The sequence below is a fragment of the Streptomyces sp. NPDC088812 genome (genome assembly GCF_044750285.1).
Lineage (GTDB): Bacteria > Actinomycetota > Actinomycetes > Streptomycetales > Streptomycetaceae > Streptomyces.
Map to the genome: position 1 here is coordinate 193,633 of NZ_JBIVJP010000008.1, position 22,568 is coordinate 216,200.

The 22,568-nt window shown below is 70.7% G+C and carries 17 protein-coding genes, 1 tRNA gene and 1 riboswitch; of the genes, 10 read left to right on the top strand and 8 right to left on the bottom strand.

Annotated features, from left to right (window positions below):
• The first annotated feature begins 138 nt into the window (after positions 1 to 138).
• On the top strand, positions 139 to 621 hold the full coding sequence (locus tag ACIP67_RS16480; RefSeq protein WP_401692360.1) for a GntR family transcriptional regulator: 483 nt from the start codon (positions 139 to 141) through the stop codon (positions 619 to 621).
• Positions 622 to 1,609: 988 nt separating this feature from the next.
• Here ACIP67_RS16480 and ACIP67_RS16485 read toward each other — a convergent pair.
• The 3 genes from ACIP67_RS16485 to ACIP67_RS16495 all read right to left on the bottom strand — a co-directional run bounded on the left by ACIP67_RS16485 (position 1,610) and on the right by ACIP67_RS16495 (position 3,438).
• The gene (locus ACIP67_RS16485) at positions 1,610 to 2,446 is read right to left on the bottom strand and encodes a protein kinase (RefSeq protein WP_401692362.1); all 837 of its coding nucleotides are present in this window, start codon (positions 2,444 to 2,446) and stop codon (positions 1,610 to 1,612) included.
• A 76-nt stretch (positions 2,447 to 2,522) separates the two neighbouring features.
• On the bottom strand, positions 2,523 to 2,963 hold the full coding sequence (locus ACIP67_RS16490; RefSeq protein ID WP_385079394.1) for a glycine-rich domain-containing protein: 441 nt from the start codon (positions 2,961 to 2,963) through the stop codon (positions 2,523 to 2,525).
• Positions 2,964 to 3,207: 244 nt separating this feature from the next.
• Positions 3,208 to 3,438: a hypothetical protein gene (locus ACIP67_RS16495; RefSeq protein ID WP_401692363.1), complete on the bottom strand. Its 231-nt coding sequence runs from the start codon at positions 3,436 to 3,438 to the stop codon at positions 3,208 to 3,210.
• Positions 3,439 to 3,564: 126 nt separating this feature from the next.
• Between ACIP67_RS16495 and ACIP67_RS16500 the strand changes: the two genes are divergently transcribed.
• Positions 3,565 to 4,908, top strand: coding sequence for a hypothetical protein (locus tag ACIP67_RS16500; protein ID WP_401692364.1), 1,344 nt, complete (start codon positions 3,565 to 3,567; stop codon positions 4,906 to 4,908).
• Here the strand turns inward: ACIP67_RS16500 and ACIP67_RS16505 are convergent.
• On the bottom strand, positions 4,886 to 5,419 hold the full coding sequence (locus tag ACIP67_RS16505) for an NUDIX hydrolase (protein WP_385079403.1): 534 nt from the start codon (positions 5,417 to 5,419) through the stop codon (positions 4,886 to 4,888). The two genes, ACIP67_RS16500 and ACIP67_RS16505, sit on opposite strands and share 23 nt — an antisense overlap.
• Positions 5,420 to 5,934: 515 nt before the next feature.
• Positions 5,935 to 7,362: a hypothetical protein gene (locus ACIP67_RS16510; protein ID WP_401692366.1), complete on the bottom strand. Its 1,428-nt coding sequence runs from the start codon at positions 7,360 to 7,362 to the stop codon at positions 5,935 to 5,937.
• A gap of 612 nt (positions 7,363 to 7,974) precedes the next feature.
• A riboswitch (cyclic di-AMP (ydaO/yuaA leader) is annotated at positions 7,975 to 8,162 on the top strand.
• Between the two features lie 5 nt (positions 8,163 to 8,167).
• Here ACIP67_RS16510 and ACIP67_RS16515 point away from each other — a divergent pair.
• The 4 genes from ACIP67_RS16515 (at position 8,168) to ACIP67_RS16530 (ending at position 10,598) form a co-directional block, all read left to right on the top strand.
• Entirely contained in the window at positions 8,168 to 8,443 is a 276-nt protein-coding gene (locus ACIP67_RS16515) for a hypothetical protein (RefSeq protein WP_401692368.1), read from the top strand.
• A 355-nt stretch (positions 8,444 to 8,798) separates the two neighbouring features.
• Positions 8,799 to 8,888 (top strand) — tRNA-Ser (locus ACIP67_RS16520).
• A 148-nt stretch (positions 8,889 to 9,036) separates the two neighbouring features.
• Positions 9,037 to 9,918: a GNAT family N-acetyltransferase gene (locus ACIP67_RS16525; RefSeq protein ID WP_401692369.1), complete on the top strand. Its 882-nt coding sequence runs from the start codon at positions 9,037 to 9,039 to the stop codon at positions 9,916 to 9,918.
• 107 nt (positions 9,919 to 10,025) lie between these two features.
• Entirely contained in the window at positions 10,026 to 10,598 is a 573-nt protein-coding gene (locus tag ACIP67_RS16530; RefSeq protein WP_401692370.1) for a GNAT family N-acetyltransferase, read from the top strand.
• A gap of 199 nt (positions 10,599 to 10,797) precedes the next feature.
• Here the strand turns inward: ACIP67_RS16530 and ACIP67_RS16535 are convergent, their stop codons facing one another.
• Positions 10,798 to 11,667, bottom strand: coding sequence for a bifunctional DNA primase/polymerase (locus ACIP67_RS16535; protein ID WP_401692372.1), 870 nt, complete (start codon positions 11,665 to 11,667; stop codon positions 10,798 to 10,800).
• 337 nt (positions 11,668 to 12,004) lie between these two features.
• On the opposite strand from ACIP67_RS16535, the gene ACIP67_RS16540 reads away from it, so the two are divergent.
• The 3 genes from ACIP67_RS16540 to ACIP67_RS16550 all read left to right on the top strand — a co-directional run bounded on the left by ACIP67_RS16540 (position 12,005) and on the right by ACIP67_RS16550 (position 15,221).
• A complete protein-coding gene (locus tag ACIP67_RS16540) occupies positions 12,005 to 12,319 on the top strand; it encodes a hypothetical protein (RefSeq protein ID WP_401692373.1) in 315 nt (104 codons plus the stop codon).
• Between the two features lie 548 nt (positions 12,320 to 12,867).
• Positions 12,868 to 13,416, top strand: a complete 549-nt coding sequence (locus ACIP67_RS16545) for a SigE family RNA polymerase sigma factor (RefSeq protein ID WP_401692375.1) — start codon at positions 12,868 to 12,870, stop codon at positions 13,414 to 13,416.
• Between the two features lie 161 nt (positions 13,417 to 13,577).
• On the top strand, positions 13,578 to 15,221 hold the full coding sequence (locus tag ACIP67_RS16550; RefSeq protein WP_401692519.1) for a long-chain fatty acid--CoA ligase: 1,644 nt from the start codon (positions 13,578 to 13,580) through the stop codon (positions 15,219 to 15,221).
• 244 nt (positions 15,222 to 15,465) lie between these two features.
• Here ACIP67_RS16550 and ACIP67_RS16555 read toward each other — a convergent pair whose 3' ends face one another.
• Positions 15,466 to 16,728, bottom strand: a complete 1,263-nt coding sequence (locus tag ACIP67_RS16555) for an MFS transporter (RefSeq protein ID WP_401692377.1) — start codon at positions 16,726 to 16,728, stop codon at positions 15,466 to 15,468.
• A 146-nt stretch (positions 16,729 to 16,874) separates the two neighbouring features.
• Between ACIP67_RS16555 and ACIP67_RS16560 the strand changes: the two genes are divergently transcribed.
• The gene (locus ACIP67_RS16560) at positions 16,875 to 17,477 is read left to right on the top strand and encodes a TetR family transcriptional regulator (RefSeq protein ID WP_401692378.1); all 603 of its coding nucleotides are present in this window, start codon (positions 16,875 to 16,877) and stop codon (positions 17,475 to 17,477) included.
• A 34-nt stretch (positions 17,478 to 17,511) separates the two neighbouring features.
• Here ACIP67_RS16560 and ACIP67_RS16565 read toward each other — a convergent pair whose 3' ends face one another.
• Complete coding sequence (locus tag ACIP67_RS16565) at positions 17,512 to 22,494, bottom strand: PAS domain-containing protein (RefSeq protein ID WP_401692379.1); 4,983 nt, start codon at positions 22,492 to 22,494, stop codon at positions 17,512 to 17,514.
• Positions 22,495 to 22,568: the final 74 nt, after the last annotated feature.

Below are 22,568 nucleotides of genomic sequence, written 5' to 3' on the forward strand. Positions count from 1 at the left end.
GGCGGTGAAGCGTGATCACCATTGAACATAGCTGACCTAGCAGTGTCAAGTGAGCGTGGTGAGCTAGGTGTCATCTGACATGGGACACCTATGTCAGTGGGGTGTGCTAGGCGTGCTAGGACTCGTTACTCTTGGGCCATGAGCCCCCCGCCAGAGAGCAAGCAGGACCGTCGGCCGCCGTATCAGCACGCTGCCGACGAGCTTCGGCGCGACATCTTGCAGGGGCGGATCAAGCCGGGCGAGCAGATGCCGGCCATCCGCGAGCTACAGGAACGCTTTGGCGTTGCCAACATGACCATTCGGTCCGCACTCAACGTGCTGCGTGACGAGGGCTTGGTCTACACAATCCATGGTCGGGGCAGCTTCGTCGCAGACCACGATGGCGGCGGCGAGTTTTCGGTGGGCTACACCGCACCGGCCTGGTATCTGGCGAACAAGGGCGAGAAGCCTGGCCAGGCAGAGCGAGCGGAGGGAAGGCCCGACGACGCTGAAGCCGCCGGCGCCACCCTCGCTGAAATGCTCACGGCACTACGAGACGAGATCCGTGCCCTCAGCGCTGATCATCAGGAACTGCGGCGCGAGGTCGAGGAGCTGAAGGCTGCCCAGCAGGCGAAGCCGTAGCCCGGAGATTGGCCACTTCCTCTCGCAGCTCTCTGGTTTCCCTACTGAGGCGACCGATCATGGCCCGCATGTCTTTGATCAGCGCGGTCACCTGTTCCATGTCCCCGACGTAAATGCTGGTCAACCCCGTTTCGTTGTCCTGTATGTGCTCGGTCATCGCTCCCCGATTGCCGCCGTGCCGTCGTTGCGTACGTGCTAGCTCGAACCGCCGGGGCACTACTTGATGGCGTGGCCGGCGGGGCCTCTGATGCAGGTCCGGAGCGTGTTCACGGTGTGGTCGCGTGTCCCGCGCGCTGCTCGACCGATGCCCTGCCCTGCGGAGCTGTTCAGAGTTTCTTTACTGGATCAAGGCGGCCCGCCTACGGCGGCCCGCGCGCGCTGGCGGCCGCGGGCCGCCGCCGCTCCCTGTCTCCGCCACCGCTCCGGCGGCCCCCGGCCACTCAGCGCGCAACACCGCCAACACGGACAGCCAGAGCGGCAAGCAACCCGACCAGCCCGAGCACCAGGACCAGGCCGAGACGTGTTGAGCGCGACCGCACCGTGCCACCGCCGCTGTCCTGAAAGCGGAGCCACGAGGCCGGACGAAGCGGCGTGCGTGCGTCGACAACGCGCAGGTCAGAGTAGGCGCAGGCCGTGACGCATTGGAGAAGCGTGGCTGAGGCCGGTACGGGGTTGCTGGAGGCATACGTGGCGGGTGCTCGTTCGGCGCACCCGCCGCCGTGGCTGACTTTCGGTGGCTGAGGCCAGAACCGTGGTTTCGTCGGCCGTGCTGCAAGGGTCATCCTCTCCAACTCGACAACAGGAGACCGGGTTTGTGTGGTCGCACCCGCGTTCGGGCACGCCGACCGCCCCGGTACCATCGGCACCGGGGTCCTGATCAGGGCTTCCACGACCGGACCACCCGGAATGCTGTCCAGGCTGAGGGGTGGTCCGGTCTCTTGTTGTCGGCCGCCGCCGCTCAGGGGCGTTCGGCGAGCGGGCTTCGGGATCAGCTCAGGGCTTTGCCCACCTCGTAGATCGTCGGCCGGTCCTCCGGGGCGTGGCTGAGCATCGCGTCGATCAGTTCGCCCAGCTCACCGGGTGCCTTCACGGGGCGACGTCTGCCGTTCGCCACGGCTTCTCTCTGCTCGGCGCGGGGAGCATCGTCCGGGTACTCGACCGCTCGCCAGCCGGTGGCGGAGATGAGCAGGGAGGCGCCAAGGGCGTAGACGTCGGCTTCCTGCGTCGGCTCGGCTTCCCCCGTGTCGAGCACGCTGCGCGCGATCTCCGGTGCCTCGTAGTGCACGAGGCAGCCGCGGAACGGGAAGTCGTACCCCTTGGGCACCTGTCCACCCTGGGCAAGGGCCAGGTCGATCAGGTGCGTCCGCTCCGGTCCGATGATGAAGTGCGCCGGCTGCACATCACCGTGGGCCCACCCCTTCGAGTGGAGTTCGGCCAGGGCTTCGACGCACCCCAGCGCCACACTTGTGTGCGGGGTGATCGACGAATCCGGCCTGCGGCAGGGCTCCCACAGCTGGTAGAGGTCGGGGCCCTCACGCCATGGCTGGAAGTTCCACGTGCCGCTCTCCCACTCGCCGTAGGCGATCTCGTCGAAGCCGAGGCGATGGAGCACGGCGCCCTCACGCGCGGGCGCGAGAGCGGTCCAGGGCTGGGCGGACCATTCGGCCGTGGCCTCGATCGGGTAACCGAGCTTCACGGCGTAGTGCCCTCGAGGCCCCTCCACTTCCCAGATCGTGGAGCCCCGACGATTGATGACCAGGCGCTGCGTCGTGGGCATGAGCGCGTCGAGCACCACGATCGGCAGTTCAGGGGTCGAGCCGGACACCGTTCTCTTTTCTCCTTCCGGGTGAACGCGGCCGGCCGTGAGCGGAGGCCGGCCGCGTTCCTGTTGTCGGGTGCTCTTACTGGCCGTAGGGACGGCCGCAGTCCGAGTCGCACTGCGCGAGGTTCTCGCCGTTCACGGTCCACAGGTCGTCGAAGACCACGAACCCGGCCGCCTTCACGGCGCGAGCCGAGGCCGTGACCATCTCCGGGTCACGGGGGCCTCCACCCGGCTTCGGGTTGTGGTGCAGGAAGCGGCCTGCGTACCGCTCGCACAGCCGCGCGTACTCCTTCGTGTGCAGGATGAGCGCGTGCAGGCCCAGGTCCACGTCGTCCGACGGGACCATGGGGACGGTGGCCGTAGCCGCCGTGACCACGAAGGCCACCGCCTGGTCCGCGATGCGCTCGGCACGCTCGGGCGTTTGCCCGTCGTGGACGACCACGAAGTGGGCGAGGCTCTCGAAGAGGTCCTCACCTGCCACCGCGCGACCGGTCCTCTGGTCGTTCGCCGTTGCCGTCATGTGCAGTCTCCTTGTGTGAGGTGGAGCGTCGCACTTGCCGCCCGCCCTAGTCGCCGAGCCCGGAGGACGGGCGATCAAGGGAGGCTGGAGGCCGGCCCCGGACGGGGGCGGGGAGCCGAATACGGAACCCGTCCGGGGCGGCCGGTCTAATGGCTGATGCCGAGGGCCATGCCGATCACCAGGCCGCACGAACCGCTGATGCAGATGATGAACAGGACCCCCGCGTATCGGCCGACAGCGCGCATCACAGCCCGACCCGGCTGTCGTCGTTCCGTGCGGCCAGGCGTGCGCTCAGTTCCTCTCGCGCGCTGAGCGACACCACGTCGTCCGGCATGGCGTCCCACTCCCTGCCGCCCTGTGTCGGCCGCATCTGGACACGGCCGCCGACTGCACCCATGACGACCCCGATGCGTCCGTTGGCGTTGTCCTTCGCCAGTGCACCGAGGCCTGGTCGGGTCTGCTGATTGCTCGCCATGCAGAGGAGCATCGCGATTCAGGCACCTCCGCTAAAAGGTCAGGCTGATTACCCAACTTGGGTAACATCGCCGGAAGTAGAGAATCGGCGACGTTCCGTAGCCCTGGCAGTGTGGGAGCCAGCCCGATGCCCGACGCATCCCGGCCGCAGGAGTTACCTGCCAGGCTGCTGACCGATCCCGAGATGATCGATGCATGTCGGGTACGCGACTTCGCCAGAGTCTTCCGGCTGGTCAAAGTCCGGGCGGGTATCTATCCGTCGATGATCGCTAGGCGATGCGAGCTGACACCCAGCCGAGTCGGCGAGGTCATCGCCGGTCGACGCCAGCTGCTGCACATGGACGTGATCGAGCGCATCTCGGACGGCTTGCGCATCCCCGGAGGCATGCTCGGTCTGGCCCGCCGCCCCTGGGAGACGCCGCAGGCTCTCGTCGTCACCGAGCGGGAGGCGCCGCAGGAGGACCAGGAGCCGGAGCAGCAGCCACCCGCTTCTCTCCCTGGGCCGGACGTCGACAGCATCCTTGCGTTGGCGACGCGGACCAGCCTCAGCACAGCCACGCTTGAAGCCTTCCGATCCTCGATCGAGGACTACTGGCGACGAGACGACCAGCACGGCGGCGAGGCTCTCCGGCCGGCCATCGTCGGCCAGCTCCGCTACGTGGTCGGACTGCTGAAGGAAAATCGGCCGCCGTCCATCCAGAACGGGCTCTACGGGATCGCGGCCGAGCTGGCACGCCTCACAGGCTGGACCTACTTCGACGCCCGCCAGTACAGCCAGGCCCGCGCGTACTTCACTGAGGCCCTCCAACTGGCCAAGCAGATCGACGACCGGCAGTTCATGGCCAACGTCCTCGCCTGCATGAGCTTGCAGGCGACCTACCAGGACAAGCCCACGGACTCCTTGGCACTCGTGACCGCCGCCCAGGACCAGGCCCGCTCAGCGCTCGGCACCACGCCGCGCGTCCTGTCGATGTTGTCCATGCGTGAAGCCTTCGCCCATGCCACTCTCGGCAACCGGACGTCGACTCACCGGGCCCTCGCCGAGGCGCACAGCCAGTTCGAGCAGATCCAGGCGAGTGACCCGGACCCGGCATGGGTGACCTACTTCGACGAACCGAAGCTGATTGTGGACACGGGCATTGCCCACGGCCGACTGGGCGAGGCAGCGACCGCGGAACCTCTGATCGCGGATGCGCTGCGCAGGGAAGACCGCACCAACCAGCGCGGCCGCGCCTTCCACGCGTTCTGGCTGGCCCGCACGCAGCTGGACCAGGGCAAGCTCGACCAGGCGTGCAGCACCGCCACGCAGGCCCTGGAATCCGCGTCGGCAGTGGCCTCCGAGCGGGTGTCAGGCCACCTCAGGGAGTTCTACGACCAGTTGGCCCCACACAGGCAAGAGCCCGTAGCCCTGGCCTTCGAGGCACGGCTACGGGCAGTCCTCCCACCGGTCAGCGGATCGCCTCATCCATGAGCAGGTAGAGGAGACCGACGAGGGATCCGCTGCTGACGATCTCGCGGCGGTCGATCATGCCGCGGATCTCGCTGAGGGGTATCCACTCGATGCGGTCGGACTCGTTCTTCTCTGTGGGCGGGCCGACGTAGGTGGCCCCGTCCGCGCGGAAGACGTGATGCTGTGAGTCGGTGATGCCGTTGGCCGGCTCCGCGTAGATCAGGGGCTTGATGGGACCAGGCCGCCAGCCTGTCTCTTCCAGGACTTCACGGGCCGCTGCCTCTTCCGGGGACTCGCCCTCTTCGACCAGACCCATGGGCAACTCCCAGGCCCACGAGTCTGTGATGAAGCGATGCCGCCACATCATCAGCACCTCTTGCCGGTCGTTGACCACGGCGGCCACGGCCAGGTGCCGGAGGCGAACGACGTGGTACTCCCACCTGCGCCCGTCAGGCTGTTGGACGTCGACCAGACACAGATTCACCCACTTGTTGGTGTAGATCTGGCGCTCACCGTGGGTCTTCCACTCCATACCTGCGGCCCCTCTCGATCGGTCTCCAGGATCTCAGACCGATCCGGCGAGGGTGCGCTTTCGGCTTTTTTCTCGTCACTTTGACGAGATGCCACTGGCGACGGTCAGCCACATCGGCTGCAGCGACCGACCGCGCACGCCTGTGCCTCGCTGTACTCCACCGGCCTCAACCACGCTCTTCTTGCGCCTGCACCGCATCAGGGGCCGTCGACGCCACTACCCCGCTTTAGGAGTTCGATCACTGTGCGGCATCGACGGGGGCCCGGCCGCGCTGGTCAGCCGAAACCTCCTGGGGTGCTGGCGTCCGACGCCGTTGATGTCACTGGTGGGTCATAACGGGTGCAGCCGTGCGAACGCCATCGTGCAGCACCGGTCCTTCGCGCAGTGGCTGGGCCGCGCTGCCAACGGACTGCGGAGCCAGAGTCAATAACGCTTCGTCCGTGGCTCTAGCGAGACCGACTATGCCTGCCGCAGCGTGCCGCATCAGGAACTCGTGACACTGGGGTGAAGGTTCGTCAGGATTTACTCGCAGAATCCTTCGGCATGATGTCGATGCGGGCCACTTCGATCGTGCATGAATTAGCTTCACTCGCCGCAGTTGCTTCTAGGTCAAGCTTCATCCAGCGCTCTCTCATTGGCTTACTCATGGAATCGCGAACGGTTAGGAAGATGGCATGCCTAACGTCCTGACTTACCATGTAGATCGGCGTTTGAGTGCGAAGCCCGTGCCAGAACTCGCCATGCGTGAGCTTCTTCATTTCCAGCAGTACGCGAATACCGCCGGCTGAGGTGAACGTAAAGTCAACTGGGCCTCTACCAGTCTCTACTTCACGGTCCAAGCGAACTCCTGCTTGGGCGCAGTAGCGTTCTAGAACTCCAAGGAAGAGGAGTTGCATGTTCGGCTCAGGGATAGACTTGAGTTCCTGCATGTCTCGCCAGAAAACGCGCCACCCTCCCTTCTTCTCTACCCAGTCTCGGAAGTGATCGATTGCCGTGTGAGCGAACGAGAGAAGGTCTTCCTCGTTAGAGATGTGGGGCTTCTCCTCGATTGGTGATGCGTTTACCGCTTCGCGTGCGAGACGCTGCCAGTTGACATGCAGCATCGGGTCTGAGTCGACATCGTAGGCGCTCGATCCACGCTCCTGCATGTACTGCACCCAACGGCGGACCGCATCCGGATGGGTGCGGGCCAGGGCAATAATCTCGTTCTTTTTCATTCCCTGGGAGATTTTGATGTTGAGATCGTCCCTGAGCGAGGTGTCCAAGAAGTCGCCCCAGTTATCGGACGAAAGTGTTGGAAGTTCGCGCAAGAATCGCTTCGGCACGAGCAGGACGGGCTTGTCCGTTTCGGGATCTACGGGGACGAGATGTTCGGCGTCCATCCAGCGCGATCGCGACTCGTCGTAATGGCTGTGCCGAATCTTGCGGACTTCCATGGGGACGTCGAAGGTGTGGCAAATGTCCTGAGTGTACTTGATGAGGCGCGGTTTTAGGAGGTTGCAGGTGATATCCGAGATGCGATCCTTATTGATTCCCGATACCAGGATTCCCAGCTCTTCGAAGTGCTCGATATCGTCTATTCCCCGGCGGATGGCTTGGCTCATCGCGTCGACCACCTTTTTGGCGAGGCCGGGACCGGATCCAGATCCCTCGCTGCTCTTGCTTGCGAACCCTAGACGAAATTCGCGCGGTTCCGGGAACTCCATAAGGGACAGTGTGCGCTTGAAGTACTGATGCTTGGGGTTGAGTTTGCTGCTCGCGAGGAGTTTAAAAGCAGACTGGAAATAATCCATGATTTCGCCGTACGCTCGCTGCCAGTCTGCGTCCGTGTCTGCGAAGATAAGGAAGGGGTCTACGAAGAGCAGTGTGTCGTTTTCGAGAATTGGGTCGAACCAGTCGAACGCCGCCTCGTACTCGATCTGAAAACGCTCACTGAAGTACATGGTCCCCCCACGCTCGTAGTGACATGCCGATCAAGGCGCTAGATCATGATGCCGCCTCGTTGGGTGCATGGGTAGCGGTCCGCCAAGATCATTCAGCCGAGCTACGACGCTGTCGCGTGATTCCGTACGGATGGGGGGGCGGCCGTTTCACGGGATTCGGTCAGGGCGTTGCCGTGGCCAGTGGTCGGTTGTCCGTGCACCGGTCCACGGGCGCCAGCCCATGTCCGCGCAGGCTCTTACTCCGGGGCAGGGCCCCCAAGTTGTTGACACGCGCCCGGAGCCGCCCCTGCACCCCCCCGGAGATGCGCTCGGATCCTACCGGCGCCCTTCACGCCACAGGAAGCTGTGCCGCGCGGTAGCCCTGGATCGTCTACGCGCGTGTATGAGCCTCCACCTGGGCCTCTTGTCGACCGGATCTGCCGGACCGTCAACCTCCGTTTGAGCTGCGTAGATTAGTGTGATTGTCATGATGCTCGGTGTCGGTGGTGAGCATTGCCACAAATCCCGGAATCGATTGGGATTTTCGGTCATCGGTGAGTCAAGATCCGTCATCACGACAAGTCCCCATCACAGGAACGGTGGGGCCGTCCGGGCGGAACGCCGAGTCCTGCCGCCGTTCGGATGCCCAGTCGCTTCACACGGACCAGGCAGGATCGGGGGACCCAAGGTATGTGCCGAAGCCAGCGTCAATCGCTGGTGCCGGCTAGGGGTGAAGTCGCGTTCCCGCCCAGGGGCGCGGCCGGGCAACTCAACCGGCCCGAACCCGACAGCTCACCTCGTAGGCGACTGAGAAGGATCGGTTGCAATGAGTGCGGCACGCGGCAGCACGCAGGGTCCGGGTACTGGCAACGTCGGTAACGGCGGCGGTAACGAGGACGACGACAAGTCCAAGAAGATGCGGAAGTACGAGACCGCGATCATCCTCCTCGTGGGGCTCCTCGGCGGAGTCTTCGCGGCCGGTCTCCATCGCACGATGGAGAAGGTCTCGTACTACCAGGCCGGTACCACGGGGGTGCTCGCCACGATCGGGCTGACCCTTTTCATCATCGGGATCGTGCGGTTCACCCGGGGACAGGCTTGATCACTTAGCACAGGAACAAATCTACCTAGTCGCTCCATCACCTTTCAGGACCGACTAGAGCAATCACACGGAGACCCCGTGTAAAAGACATCTGCGGACGCGCAGGGAGACTCTGGCCCACAAGCCAGAGTCTCTTCTTATGCGTGGCCGTGGACTTCTTCTCGGCGTTTCCGGGTGCTGCCGGTGTTTCTGCCGGGGGCGTCGGGGGTGTATGGGCTGGGCAGTCGACCGTTGCGTCCTCAGACGGCCAGCTCTGGTGGCGGAAGCGGGCCAGTGGACCCCGTGTGGACCACGGACCCCGCGCAGTGCGTGAGGCGGGAGTGCTGAACCCACTCCGCCCCAGGTAGGTGGCAGCGTAGGCGAGTTGCCTGAGCGGCCGAAGGGAACGGTCTTGAAAACCGTCGTGGCAGCGATGTCACCGTGGGTTCAAATCCCACCGCCTCCGCGCAGGTCATGAGCGATGCAGGTCAGAAGGGGTGCCCCTCTCCGGAGGGGTGCCCCTTCCGTGTTGGCCCGCCCATCTCGCCTCGAGGCGGGTCCGTCGCGAAGGGGAAATCAGGGGCGCGGGTCTGCGGCGTGGGAAAGCATGAAACATGCGACCCGATGACTGGCACCTCACCGACGACGTGAACGACTTCCTCGCCCGAGCCGGAGACTTCCTGCGCTCACGGCCCGGCCCGCACGTCATGCAGCTGACGTGGGCCGAGAGAGTGCGCGCGCGTGGGGCGGAGGCGTTCGGCACCGGAGCTCCGGTCTTCGGGGCGCTGGAGCGAGCGGGCGAGGTCCACGCCACCTTCCACCACCTTCCGCCCCGTGGTGTGGGCCTCTCCCCTCTCTCACCCGAGCAGGCCGACTCCCTCGCCGCTCGCCTGGCCGCCCTCGGGCACGCCCTTCCCTCCGCCAATGCGGACCACGGCACCGCCGCCGCTTTCGCCGAGGCGTGGCAGCGGTACACCGGGGCGACGCCCGAACTCCGCGACACGCGGCTCCGTCTGTACCGCCTCGGCACGCTCACCCCACCCGAGCCGCTGCCGGCTGGCCGAGGCCGCATCCTGGGCGAGCAGGACCTTGAGCAAGTCATGTTCTGGTGCGGCGAGTTCGCCAAGGCCGTCGGGGAGGACGTCTCCATCGACGCCGGCACATGGGCCGACACGCGCTTCGCCGACAAGCGCTACACGCTCTGGGAGACCCCGGACGGCACGCCCGTCTCCATCGCGGGCATGAACCCGCTGATCGGTGGCCAGATCCAGGTGGACATCGTCTACACCCCGGCCCACCTGCGCGGTCGCGGCTACGCGGGCGCCGTGACGGCGGAGGTGAGCCGGGCCGCGCTGGCCGCGGGCGCGAGGGACGCGGTCCTGTTCGCGGACCTGTCCAACCCCACCAGCAACGCCCTCTACCAGCGCCTCGGTTATCGGACGCTCACCGACTGGGCGGCGTACGACTTCTCGTACACCGCACCGGAAGCCGGTTGACCGGGGCCGGCGGCTCGGACTCCGTCAGCACCGTGAACGGGCCGCGCATCCCGGATCCGGTGCGGTGGGCGGGGGCGTGCCCGGCCCGCCGTGGGTAAGCTCCCGGCATGTATCCGGTCATCCGCTCCGGTGCACGGCTGAGCCTCCGGGAGCTCGCCGTCGGCGACGTCGACGCGGTGCACGCCGTGTACGGCAGCCCCGAGGCGACCGCGCACCTGTCGTTCGAGCCGCGCACCCGTGACCAGGTCGCCCGGATCCTGAGCCGGTCCGTCGCCGCCGCGACCGCGACCCCGCGCACCGAGTACGCGCTCGCCGTGGTCGAGCGGGCGACGGACCGGCTGATCGGGTTCGGGCGTCTGGCCACCGACCCGCACCAGCAGGGCGGGGCCGCCATCGGCTTCGCCCTGCGGCCGGACGCCTGGGGCGTCGGGTACGGCGTGGAGACGGTGCGGCTGCTGCTCGGCGTCGGGTTCGAGGACCTGGGCCTGCACCGCGTCTGGGGAGCGAGGTCGCCCCTCAACGAAGCCTCCGCCCGCACGATGGCGGCCGTCGGCATGGTCGAGGAGGGTGTGATCCGCGAGCACGTGCTGAAGGCCGGGGCCTGGCGGGATTCCGTCGTGCACGCGATCCTCGACCGCGAGTGGCGGTCCGCCGGCAGAAGGGCGTCGAGGGAGCGGTGACGCGGACGGCGGCGGGGGCAGGCGCCGTCCCGTGCCTCGCCCCGTCAGGTCTCCCGTCCTCGCCCCCGTCAGGTCTCCCGTCCTCCCTCCTGTCAGGTTTCCCGCAGTCTCTCCCCAGGTTTCCCGCCGTCCCGCCGTCAGGTGTCTTGCCCTCCCCTGTCAGGTGCTTTGCCCTCCCCTCCCGTCAGGTGTCCTGTCCTCACCCCGCCAGGCGTCGTGCCGATGCCACCGTCGCGCGTGCCTCGTGCTCCGTCAGTCCGGTGCGGACGGCCGCGGCGACGAGGGGCTCGGCGAGGGCCGGGCCGATGCCGTCCTCGTAGGCCCGGCAGGCCGCCCAGAACAGCCGGGTGTTGCGCTGGCCCTCGTGGGCGGCGAGGACGAACCGGACCAGGCCGCGCCCGTGGGCGCCGCCCGCCGTCGGGGGCGTGGAGGGGTGCGGGCGGGGCGGAGGGAGCAGAAGGAGCAGGAGGGCGCGCGGGCAGCGCGCGGGGGCGAGGTGCGCGGTGCCGGGGGCGCTGGCGTACACGCCGTGTGCGGTGCGGGAGCCGGGGCCGACGAGGTAGCCGCCGGCGCCCCGGATGTCGATGCCGGGGGCGAGGCGGCCGGCCGAGTTGGGGACGGGGACGTCCGGTGGGCCGGTGAGCCAGAGGTGGCGGCCGCCGGACGGGGTGAGGACGACAACCGTGGGCGGGATCGTGAAGAGGTGGCGAAGGGCCAGTTCGCGCAGGGCGGCCGTGGAGTCCGCGCCGGGCTTGGTGTCCAGGTCGACGCCGATCAGGTGGTGCGGGGGCAGGCCGCAGGCGATGCCGTAGCCGGTGGCCCAGGGGGCGGCGGCGAACAGTGCGCGCAGGCGCGCCGGGTCGGAGGTGGCGTCGTACACGCCGTGGCCCGGGCGGCCGCACTCGCCGTGGCAGCGCGGGGCGGCCGGGTCGTCGCGGTGGGGGGAGCGCAGGGCCGGGAGTTTCGTCCGGGACAGGGGGATGACGGCCAGGCCGCGTTCGGCGGCCGCCAGGGCGTGGGCGAGGGCCGGCGGGGTGGCCTGCCGGGAGTGCCGGTCGGTGGTGGCCATGGAATCATGTTCGTATGCACGTTCGAGAAAGGGAAGGGGGTGGGGGGCGACGCGCCGAAGGCGGCTCGAACCGGACGGAAAGATGACGGAACGCTTCACCTCTTGGGGGGCTTGGGGAGTGGAGTGTCCGGCTTGCCCGGGGTCGCGGTGTGCCGGGCAGGAAAAGTGGCGCAAGGGGTTTATCGACTTGTCATCACGCTTGCGTGCGAATGGCGCCGTCCGAGGTGGTTCGCCGGGATGCGGTGGGCAACTCTGGTCTCGCGACGTCGTCTCAGCGCCGGGACGGTCGGCCAACTGCCTGGCGGAAAACCCTCATCCATGGTTCTGGAGGAACAACATGGCAAGCATCCGTACCGCCCGCGTCATCGCCGCCGTCTCCGCCCTTCCGCTGGCAGTCGCCCTGTTCACCGGCGTCGCGGCGGCGGACAACGGAGGCTTCGCGGACGACGGATCGAACGCGGGTGTCGCCAGCGTCGTGGGCAGCGGCGTCGGTGACGACAACAACGGCAACTCCTCCACCACGCAGCAGAACGCGGTCGGGTCGGGGGCCTCGAACCAGAGCAACACCGCGCAGGTCGACGACTCCGCCTTCACCTCCGTCAACCAGGGCAACGGCAACGTGGTGCTCACCTTCGCCCCGCTGTGGGTGTGACCCGCATGACCTGAGGGGTCGGTGCCCGGCCCGCCGACCTTCGTGTCGGGTGTGCTTCGTGGGGTGAACGCGTTCCTGCGCGGCGGTACTTCGGTACCGCCGCGCAGGCGCGTTCCGCCGCGGTGACGGCTTCCGGCTCACGGCGGCCAACAACCACTCGCGGCGCCACTCGCGGCGGGCCCCCGCGGCGGCCCCCCGCGGCGGCCCCCCGCGGCGCCACTCGCGGCGGCACCCGCGGCGGCACCCGCGGTGGCTCGCCGGCCGCCCGCAGCCACCCGCAGCGGCCCCCCGGCCGTCCCCGGCCACTCGCGGCGCCCCCCCGGCCCCCCGGCCACCGCGGCGGCCCCCTGTCGGGCCCCGTCGGTCCCGGCAGCCGACCCCGGCCGGCTTCCGGTGGTCGGCGCCCCCCAGGGGTGAACCCCGGTGCGCCTCTCCCGCTCGTCCACCCTCAGGAGGTGGGGCGGGCCCCACTCCTACAACCTGAGGGGGACTCCGCTTCGGCACCTGCGGGCGATCCGCGGTGCCGGGGCGGCTCCTAGCGTGGAGTCATGACCACACCCGTCTGCACCAGCGCCTCGAAGGGCATGACGCGGCCCTCCCCGTACCCGTCCTTCTCGTCGTACGTCAGGGCCCGTCAGCCGGTGCTGCTGCGCACCGCCCGGTCGCTGACGGCGAACCCGAGCGACGCGGAGGACCTGCTGCAGACCGCGCTCGCCAAGACGTACGTCGCATGGGAACGGATCGAGGACCACCGGGCGCTCGACGGCTACGTCCGCCGGGCCCTGCTGAACACGCGCACCTCGCAGTGGCGCAAGCGCAAGGTCGACGAGTTCGCCTGCGACGAGCTGCCCGAGCCGGAGCCGCAGCCCGGGGGCGACGATCCGGCCGAGCGGCAGGCGCTGCACGACGCGATGTGGCGGGCGATCATGAAGCTGCCCTCCCGGCAGCGGGCGATGGTGGTCCTCAGGTACTACGAGGATCTCAGCGAGGCGCAGACCGCGGACGTGCTCGGCGTCTCGGTGGGCACGGTGAAGTCGGCGGTGTCCCGCGCCCTCGGCAAGCTCCGCGAGGACCCCGAACTGGACGTCGTCCGGTGAGACGGCCCGGCGCGGACGCTTCCCGCGCCGCGCCCCGAACGTGACCTGATCGATCGGCGCCTCCTAGTGACATACCGCGCGGTATGTGCGCAGAATCAGCGCAACCGTTACCACCGCGTAGGCAATGTCGCCGCACCTGGGAGGACGCCGTGCTGAGCACCATGCAGGACGTACCGCTGCTGATCTCGAGGATCCTGACCCACGGGTCGACGATCCACGGCACCTCGCAGGTGACCACCTGGACCGGCGAGGGCGCCCCGCAGCGCCGCTCCTACGCCGAGATCGGCGCCCGCGCGGCCCAGCTGGCGCACGCCCTGCGCGAGGACCTCGGGGTGGTCGGCGACGACCGGGTCGCGACCCTGGCCTGGAACAACGCCGAGCACGTCGAGGCCTACTTCGCGATTCCCTCCATGGGCGCGGTCCTGCACACCCTCAATCTGCGCCTGCCCCCCGAGCAGCTCATCTGGATCGTCCATCACGCGGCCGACAAGGTCGTGATCGCCAACGGGTCGCTGCTGCCGCTGCTGGCCCCGCTGCTCCCGCACCTGAAGACGGTCGAGCACGTGGTCGTGACCGGCCCCGGCGACCGCTCCCTCCTCGCGGGCGCGAGCGCGCGGGTGCACGAGTACGAGGACCTCATCGCCGGCAAGCCGACCTCCTACGACTGGCCCGAGCTGGACGAACGCCAGGCCGCCGCGATGTGCTACACCTCCGGCACGACCGGCGACCCCAAGGGCGTGGTCTACAGCCACCGTTCGATCTACCTGCACTCCATGCAGGTCAACATGGCCCAGTCGATGGGCCTGACCGACCAGGACACCTCACTGGTCGTCGTGCCCCAGTTCCACGTCAACGCCTGGGGCCTGCCGCACGCCACCTTCATGACCGGCGTGAACATGCTGATGCCGGACCGCTTCCTCCAGCCCGCGCCGCTCGCCGAGATGATCGAGTCGGAGAAGCCGACCCACGCCGCCGCCGTGCCCACCATCTGGCAGGGACTGCTCGCGGAACTGACCACCAGGCCCCGCGACGTCTCCTCCCTCACCCAGGTCACCATCGGCGGCTCGGCCTGTCCGCCCTCCCTGATGACGGCCTTCGACGACCTCGGCATGCGCGTCTGCCACGCGTGGGGCATGACGGAGACCTCCCCGCTCGGCACCATCGCCCGCCCGCCGGCCCACGCGGTCGGCACCGACGAGGAGTTCGCCTACCGCCTTACCCAGGGCCGCTTCCCGGCCGGCGTCGAGGCCCGCCTCACCGGCCCCGGCGGCGAACGCCTCCCCTGGGACGGCGAGTCCGCGGGCGAACTGGAGGTCCGCGGTTCCTGGATCGCCGGCGCCTACTACAACGGCCCCGACGCCGACCCCCTGCGTCCCGCCGACAAGTTCAGCGAGGACGGCTGGCTGAAGACGGGCGACGTCGGCATCATCTCCCCCGACGGCTTCCTCACCCTCACCGACCGCGCCAAGGACGTCATCAAGTCCGGCGGCGAGTGGATCTCGTCCGTCGAGCTGGAGAACGCGCTGATGTCCCACCCGGACGTCACCGAGGCGGCCGTCGTCGCCGTCCCCGACGACAAGTGGGGCGAACGCCCGCTGGCCACGGTCGTGCTGAAGGAGGGCTCCACCGCCGACTTCGAGACCCTGCGCGCCTTCCTCGCCCAGGAGGGCAAGATCGCCAAGTGGCAGCTCCCGGAGCGCTGGACGATCATCGAGGCGGTTCCGAAGACGAGCGTGGGCAAGTTCGACAAGAAGGTGCTGCGCCGGCAGTACGCGGAGGGGACGCTGGACGTCACGCGGCTCTGAACGGCGCGCGGCCAGGGGGCGCGCAGCCGTGAGCGGCGGCCCTTGAACGGCGCATAAGGCCATTGCACGGCGCATACGGCGCCCTTGAACGGCGCGTACGGCCACTGCACGGCGCATGGCCACTGAGCGGCGCACGGCAACTGAACGGCGCACAGCCACTGGGCGCGGGCCTTTCAAAGGCCTGCCCAGTGGCTGCTGTGCATCAGGGTGCCGATGTCACGGCCGTACCGTCACGGCCCCACCGTCACCGCCGTACCGCGGTGGTCCCCCACCCCACCGCCAGCCACACCCCGGCCACCGCGACCACGCCGCTCCAGCCCCAGTGGGTGAAGGCGAGGCCGGCCAGGGCCGAGGCGGTGGCGCCGCCGGCGAAGCCCGCGACGACGTAGGCGCTGTTGGCGGTGGCCGGCTCGGAGGTGGTGGTGAGGGCGAGGGTCTGGTTGGCGACGTGGGAGGCGACGAGGGCCGCGTGGATGGCGATCGCGGCCACGAAGAGCGCCGGCATCACCTGGCCGCCCAGCCAGAACAGCGGCACGGACACGGCGGCGAGCAGGTACGCGGTGCGGACGACCTTGGCGGCGCCGAAGCGGTCCACCAGGCCGCCGGCGAGCGGTGCGACGAAGCTGGCGGCGAGGCCGAAGAGGCCGAAGAGTCCGGCGGTCGCGGTGGACAGGCCGTAGGGCCGGCCGGTCAGCAGCAGCGCCAGCGAGGTCCACAGGGCGCTCCAGGCGCCGTACATGCCGGCCTGCCGCACGCACGCCCGCCACAGGTCGGACGAGTGGCGCACCAGGCCCGGCATGTCGCGCAGGCCGGTGAAGAGCCCGCCTGCGCGCCGTCGGCCGCGTTCGGAGGGCAGGGCGGCGGCGGTCAGCAGGCCGAGCGCGGTGGTGAGGACGGCCGCGCCGACGAACACCGTGCGCCAGCCGAAGGCCTGTCCGGCGAGTCCGCCGAGGACGCGGGCCGCGACGATGCCGGTGAACAGCCCGGCGACGACCGCGGCGACATGGCGGGCGCGGTGGTGGGCGGGGGCGCGTTCGGCGACCAGCGGGACGAGCAGCTGCGGGACGACGGTCGCCGCGGAGGCGATGAGCACGGCGGCGGCGAGCGCCGTGGTCCCCGAGGCCAGGGCGCCGGCGACCAGCGCGGCCGCGGCGACGAGGGACAGCACGGCGACCAGCGGGCGCCGGTTGACACGGTCCCCGAGCGGGGCGAAGAAGAGCAGGCCGGCGGCGTAGCCGAACTGGGCGACCGAGGCGATCCAGGCCACCGCCGACGACGTGGAGCCGAAGTCCCGGGCGATGAGGGGGAGCAGCGGGGCCGCGACGTAGATGTTGCCGGCCGTCACGGCGGTGCACAGGGCGATGAGGGGGAGGAACAGGCGGCCGGAGAAGAGGCCGGTGCCCTGGACGGGCGCCGGGGCCGACCGGGCCGTGCGGCCCTGCTCGGTGTCCTGGACCCCCGGGGCCTGCGGGGCCTGTCGGGTCTGCTGCGGGGTGGCGGACGGCATGGCGGCGGATGCTCCTTCGAGTCGGCGCTGAGTGCCGAGCAGTGACAACCAACCAGTTGGTTGGACGAGAGGAGGAACAGTCTCGAACGGCCGTCCATTCCCTGTCAACCAACTAGTTGGTTGCCTGGCGTGGCTACCATGTCCCCATGGCAACGAGCAGCCCCCGCGGCACCACCCCTCGCGACCCCGAGGCCACCAAGGCGCGCATCTTCGAGGCCGCCGTCGCCGAGTTCGCCCGGTACGGCATCGCGGGCGCCCGCATCGACCGCATCGCCGCCGAGGCCAGGGCCAACAAGCAGCTCATCTACGCGTACTTCGGCAACAAGGCGGAGCTGTTCACCCAGGTCCTCGGCCGCTGCATGGTGGACCTCGCCGCCTCCGTCCCCGTCGACCCGGACGACGTCGAGGGCTGGATGGACCGGCTGATGGACTACCACGCCACCCACCCCGCACTCCTGCGCCTCCTCTACTGGGAGGGCATCGAGTACGGCACCGCCGACCTGCCCGACGAGACGGAACGGCAGGAGCACTACGCCCGCAAGGTCGCCGCCGTCCAGGACGGTCAGGACCGCGGGGTGATCAGCGACGCGATCCCGGCCCGCGACCTGATGTTCCTGCTGGTCGCCCTGGCGAACTGGGCCACCGCCGTACCGCAGATGAGCCGCATCCTGGTGGGCGGCGAGGACGACGACCGCGCCCGCCTGCGCGCCTCCGTGAAGGAGGCGGCCCGCAGGCTGGTCGCGCTCTAGCTCTCCGGCGTGCCGCTGGACGCAGCGCGCGCGCTCAGTTGGTGCCGATCCGCGCGAGCAGGTCCACGATCCGGGACTGGACCTCCGCGCTGGTGGACCGCTCCGCGAGGAACAGCACCGTCTCGCCGGAGGCCAGCCGGGGCAGGTCCGCCTGGTCGACGGCGGCCGTGTAGACGACCAGCGGGGTGCGGTTGAGCTGCTGGTTCGCCCGCAGCCAGTCGACGATCCCGGCCCGGCCCCGGTGCACCTGCATCAGGTCCATCACCACCAGGTTCGGCCGCAGCTGCGAGGCGAGCGTGACCGCGTCCGCGTCGCTCGCCGCCCGCGCCACCTGCATCCCGCGCCGCTCCAGCGTCGCGGTCAGCGCCAGCGCTATCTCCGCGTGCTCCTCGATCAGCAGCACCCGCGGCGGATGCTGCTCACTGTCCCGCGGGGCGAGCGCCTTCAGCAGAACGGCGGGATCGGCGCCGTACGCCGCGTCGCGCGAGGCCTGTCCGAGCCCGGCCGTGACGAGCACCGGAACCTCGGCGGCCACCGCGGCCTGCCGCAGCGACTGCAAGGCGGTCCGCGTGATCGGTCCGGTCAGCGGGTCCACGAACAGCGCGGCCGGGAAGGCGGCGATCTGCGCGTCGACCTCCTCGCGCGAGTGCACGATGACGGGCCGGTAGCCGCGGTCGCTGAGCGCCTGCTGGGTGCTCACGTCCGGAGCCGGCCACACCAGCAGCCGGCGCGGGTTGTCCAACGGCTCCGGCGGCAGTTCGTCGTCCATCGGCTGCGGCCGCGGCGGGTCCGCCACCTCGACGGCACCGCCCGGCCCGTCGAGCGGTTCGGGCCCCTCGGCGGCGTTCTCGTCCGGCGCCCCTATGGCGTACGACCGGCCGACGCCCTCGGTCCCGGGCGCGGGCCGCGCCGGTCCGGCCGGCGGCTGCCCGGGCAGCGGCTGCCCCGCGAGGGACGGCTGCGGCACGGCCGGCTGCGGAGCGACGGGCGCCGCCGCTGCCTGGGGCCCGGCGGCCCGCGGCACGGACGCCCGGGGCTCGGAGACCTGCGGCACCGGCGCCTTCGGCACACCGGGCTGCGGTACGGCGGGCTGCTCGGCCGACGGGTGCGGACGGGCCGTCTGCTCCGGTCGCGCGTCCGGGCCGGGCGGCGTGCCCAGCTTGCGCCGCCGCCCTGAACCGCCGGGGGAGTGCGGGGCCGGGGTGGCCGTGGCCGGGGGCACCTGCGCCTGCGGGACCTGCGGGACCTGCTGGACCTGGGCGGCCTGGCGGGTGAAGGGCACGCCCTGGCCGAGCGTGCGGACGCTGATCGACCGGCCCTGCGTGGAGTTGGGGTCCACGCCCGCGGCGGCTGCGGCTGCTGCCGCGGCCGCCGCAACCGCCGCGGATTCGGCGGGCAACGGCTGCGCGGCCCGCGTCTGCGCCGACGTCTGTGCCGGTGCTTGCGCTGGTGCCTGCGCCTGCGCCTGTGCCTGTGCGACGGCCTCGGGCGGGAGCGGGGTGCCCGTGCTCGGGGTGTTGGTGCTCGACGGCGCGGTGCCCGGGGCGGGCACAGCGGGGACCTCGGCCGCGGCAGCCGGGACCGCTTCGGCGGGCAGGGGCTGCCCCGGAGCGGGCGGCCGGCCTGCGGGAGCCTGTGCGCCGGGAGCCTGTACGGCGGGGGTCTGTACGACCGGGGCCTGGGCGGAGTCCTGCACGGGCACGCCGGTCTGCCCCGACGCCGGCGGCAGCGGAGCGCCCGCGGGCTGAGCGAGGGCGGCCGGCTGTCCGGGCACCGGCTGACCGGCGGCCGACGGCTCCGGCAGGGGCTGCGGGGGCGAGGGCTGTCCGGGCAACGGTCGCGCGGGCACCGGCTGACCGGGAACCGGCTGCGCGGGGACGGGCACGGCTTGCCCGCCTCCGGTCACGCCACCCTGCGCACGAGTCGCCTCACCGGCCCCGCCGGGCTGCTGCCCGACCGCGGCCCGCTGTCCCGGCACGGGCACCGCTCGACCGGCACCGTCCTGGACCTGGGGCTGCCCCTCCACCTGGGCCGCCTCCGCCGTCGGCGGGGTGACCGCCCGGCGCCGACGGCCGGTCGGAGCGTTCGTCGGATGCGGCTGCGGCGGCGTGTGGTCGTCGTCCTGGTCGTGCGGTACGGCGTCGTGCCGGCCGTGGTCGTTCGACGCGTCCTCGGCCCCGCCCTGAACGGGCGCCCCGCCCTGAACGGGCGCCCCGCCCTGAACGGGCGCCACGCCCTGCGGCGGAACGGGCACCTGCCCCGGCACCGGCAGCTGACCGGGAACGGGAACAGGAACCGGCTGACCGGGAACCGGCACCGGCTGACCGGGAACGGGCACCCGCTGACCGGTAACCGGTACCGATTGACCGGGAAGAGGCACCGGATGACCGGGAAGAGGCACCGGCTGACCGGGAATCGGAAGCGGCTGCCCGGCGAGGGGAACCGCGGTGACCCCCGGCGGCACGGGAGAGGCCCCGGGCGGCACGGGAGAGGACCCGGGCGGCACGGTGGCCGGAACCTGCCCCACGGCCTGCCCCGCAACCTGCCCCACGGCCCGCGCCTCTACGGCACCGTCCGGTCCGTCGGACGCCCGGTCCGCCTCGGCCGGCGGCAGGGCGAACACCGTACGGGGCCCCGCCTCCTGCGCGGCGGCCCGTTCCGTCGCCGCGGCCAGCGCGCGCCGTCGGCGTCCCGTCGGCTCCGCGCCCTCCGCGGGATCCGGCGCCTCGCCGCCCGCGACCGCGGGCAGGGCGGCCGGCAGGGCCTGTGGTTCGTCCGCGGCCCGACGTACGGCGGGCTGGGGCACTCCCTGCGGCGGAACGGTGCCGCCGAGGCCCGTACCCGACGCCGCCGTGCCCGCCGCATGTTCGGCGGCCGTCACGACGGCTCCCTCGGCCACTCCGGTGCCGGGGCCGCCGCCCTGACCGGCGCCCTGACCGGCCGGTTCGGCCGGTCGCCCACGCCGCCGCCCGGTTCCTCCAGCTCCTCCGGCTCCACCGGTTCCGCCGGGAGCCTCCACGTCGTCCACCGGACCGGCGGCCGGCACCTCGTCGGCGGCCAGGGCACGCCGGCGACGCCGTCCGGTCGGCGCGACGGACTCCGCCTCGGCACCGTCGGCCGCACCGGCGCCCGCGCCCGCGACCTCGCTCTCCAGGAAGGCGTCGACGGACGACCGCCGGGCCCGCCGCCGCCCCGCGCCGGAACCGTGCCCGGCCTCGGCACCCTCCGCGGCGCCCGCTACCGCGATCTCGGACGTCATCGCCGGCACCGGGCCCTGGACCGGTGCCTCGCCCGCCGCCGGCAGGGCGAACGCGCCACCGCCGACCACGGCGGCCTGCCCGGCGGCGACCGCCCCCGCGCCCCCGCCCAACGGCACTTCGAGGACGTACGCGTTGCCGCTCATCCCCGGCACCTCGTGCGTCTGGAGCACACCGCCGTGCGCCCGCACGATCCCGCGCACGATCGGCTCGTGCACCGGGTCGCCCCCGGAGTACGGCCCGCGTACCTCGATCCGGACCACCTCGCCGCGCTGCGCGGCGGCGACCACGACCGTGTTGTCCATGTAACCGCCCGCCGAGACGGGCGCGTTGCCGGTGGCGTCGACGCCCGCGACATCGGCCACCAGGTGCGCGAGCGCGGTCGCGAGGAGCCGCGCGTCGACCTCGGCCTCGATGGGCGGCGCGTGCACCGCGAACTGCACCCGCCCCGGCCCGACGAGCTCGACGGCCCCGTCGACACCGGCGGCGACGACGGCGTCGAGCATCACCTTCGTACGGTGGATGCCCTCACTGCCGGCGTCGAGCCGCTGGTAGCCGAGGACGTTGTCGATGAGGGTGGTGATGCGCGCGTAGCCCGCCGAGAGGTGGTGCAGCACCTGGTTGGCCTCGGGCCACAGCTGCCCGGCGTCGTCCGCGGCGAGCGCGGACAGCTCGCGGCGCAGCTCGTCGAGGGGCCCGCGCAGCGACCGCCCCAGCAGGGTCAGCAACTGCTCGTGCCGGGCGGCGAGGGCCTCGTACCGGTCCTTCTCCCGCTCCCCCAGGGCGGCGTAGCGCTCCTCGCCGGCGGACAGCTCCTCCGCGTGCCGCTCGCGCAGTTCCTCGAGCTCGGTGACGTGCTGCTGGCGCAGGGCGGTGAGGTCGGAGGCGTGTTCCTCGGAGAGCGTCTCCAGCTCGTCGGCGTGCTTCTTCTCGAGGGCGTCCTTCTCCTCGGCGAGGGTGTCGACGGGCCGCCGGTCGGTGAAGGTCATCACGGCACCGACGAGCTGGTCGCCGTCCCGCACGGGCGCGGTCGTCAGATCGACGGAGACCTTGTCCCCCGACTTCGACCACACCACCTGTCCGCGCACCCGGTGCTTGCGGCCGGACCGCAGGGTGTCGGCGAGCGGCGACTCGTCGTACGGGAAGGGGGAGCCGTCGGCGCGCGAGTGCAGCATGAGCGTGTGCAGCTCCTTGCCGCCGAGATCGCTCGCCCGGTAGCCCAGGATCTGCGCGGCGGCCGGATTGACGAGCACGATCCGCCCGTCGGTGTCCGTCCCCACGACCCCCTCGGACGCGGCCCGCAGGATCATCTCGGTCTGCCGCTGGGAACGCGCCAGCTCCGCCTCGGTGTCGACGGTTCCCGACAGGTCGCGTACGACGAGCATGAGCAGCTCGTCGCTGGCGTAGCCGTAGCTGTCGTAGGCCTGCTGCCCGTTCTCCAGGTTCGCGCTGGTGACCTCGACGGGGAACTCGCTGCCGTCCGTCCGCCGGGCGACCATCCGCGTCGGCTTGGTCCGGCCGCGCGGATCCATGTGGTCGGGCCGCCGCATGGACCCCGGGATCAGCTTGGAGTCGAACTGCGGCAGCAGATCGAGGAGCCCCCGGCCGACGAGCGCGGTACCGGGCGCCTCGAACGCCTCCAACGCGATCGTGTTCGCGTTCACGACGGTCCCGTTGGCGTTGACCAGCAACAACGCGTCGGGAAGTGCGTCGAGTATGGCTGCGAGGCGAGCAGCGCCTCGGGATGGCCTGCTGCTCACGAGTCGCTTCCTCCCTGTTACCGCACCTTGCCGACCGCTCGGGCCATCTTGCCAACCGTCCCGCAGCGTGTCAC

What these genes read in the sequence shown, in the direction of transcription:
- ACIP67_RS16480 (WP_401692360.1), top strand. Translation starts at nt 139, where the DNA reads ATGAGCCCCCCGCCAGAGAGCAAGCAGGACCGTCGGCCGCCGTATCAG.
- ACIP67_RS16490 (WP_385079394.1), bottom strand. Translation starts at nt 2,963, where the DNA reads ATGACGGCAACGGCGAACGACCAGAGGACCGGTCGCGCGGTGGCAGGT.
- ACIP67_RS16495 (WP_401692363.1), bottom strand. Translation starts at nt 3,438, where the DNA reads ATGGCGAGCAATCAGCAGACCCGACCAGGCCTCGGTGCACTGGCGAAG.
- ACIP67_RS16500 (WP_401692364.1), top strand. Translation starts at nt 3,565, where the DNA reads ATGCCCGACGCATCCCGGCCGCAGGAGTTACCTGCCAGGCTGCTGACC.
- ACIP67_RS16505 (WP_385079403.1), bottom strand. Translation starts at nt 5,419, where the DNA reads ATGGAGTGGAAGACCCACGGTGAGCGCCAGATCTACACCAACAAGTGG.
- ACIP67_RS16510 (WP_401692366.1), bottom strand. Translation starts at nt 7,362, where the DNA reads ATGTACTTCAGTGAGCGTTTTCAGATCGAGTACGAGGCGGCGTTCGAC.
- ACIP67_RS16515 (WP_401692368.1), top strand. Translation starts at nt 8,168, where the DNA reads ATGAGTGCGGCACGCGGCAGCACGCAGGGTCCGGGTACTGGCAACGTC.
- ACIP67_RS16525 (WP_401692369.1), top strand. Translation starts at nt 9,037, where the DNA reads ATGCGACCCGATGACTGGCACCTCACCGACGACGTGAACGACTTCCTC.
- ACIP67_RS16530 (WP_401692370.1), top strand. Translation starts at nt 10,026, where the DNA reads ATGTATCCGGTCATCCGCTCCGGTGCACGGCTGAGCCTCCGGGAGCTC.
- ACIP67_RS16535 (WP_401692372.1), bottom strand. Translation starts at nt 11,667, where the DNA reads ATGGCCACCACCGACCGGCACTCCCGGCAGGCCACCCCGCCGGCCCTC.
- ACIP67_RS16540 (WP_401692373.1), top strand. Translation starts at nt 12,005, where the DNA reads ATGGCAAGCATCCGTACCGCCCGCGTCATCGCCGCCGTCTCCGCCCTT.
- ACIP67_RS16545 (WP_401692375.1), top strand. Translation starts at nt 12,868, where the DNA reads ATGACCACACCCGTCTGCACCAGCGCCTCGAAGGGCATGACGCGGCCC.
- ACIP67_RS16550 (WP_401692519.1), top strand. Translation starts at nt 13,578, where the DNA reads ATGCAGGACGTACCGCTGCTGATCTCGAGGATCCTGACCCACGGGTCG.
- ACIP67_RS16555 (WP_401692377.1), bottom strand. Translation starts at nt 16,728, where the DNA reads ATGCCGTCCGCCACCCCGCAGCAGACCCGACAGGCCCCGCAGGCCCCG.
- ACIP67_RS16560 (WP_401692378.1), top strand. Translation starts at nt 16,875, where the DNA reads ATGGCAACGAGCAGCCCCCGCGGCACCACCCCTCGCGACCCCGAGGCC.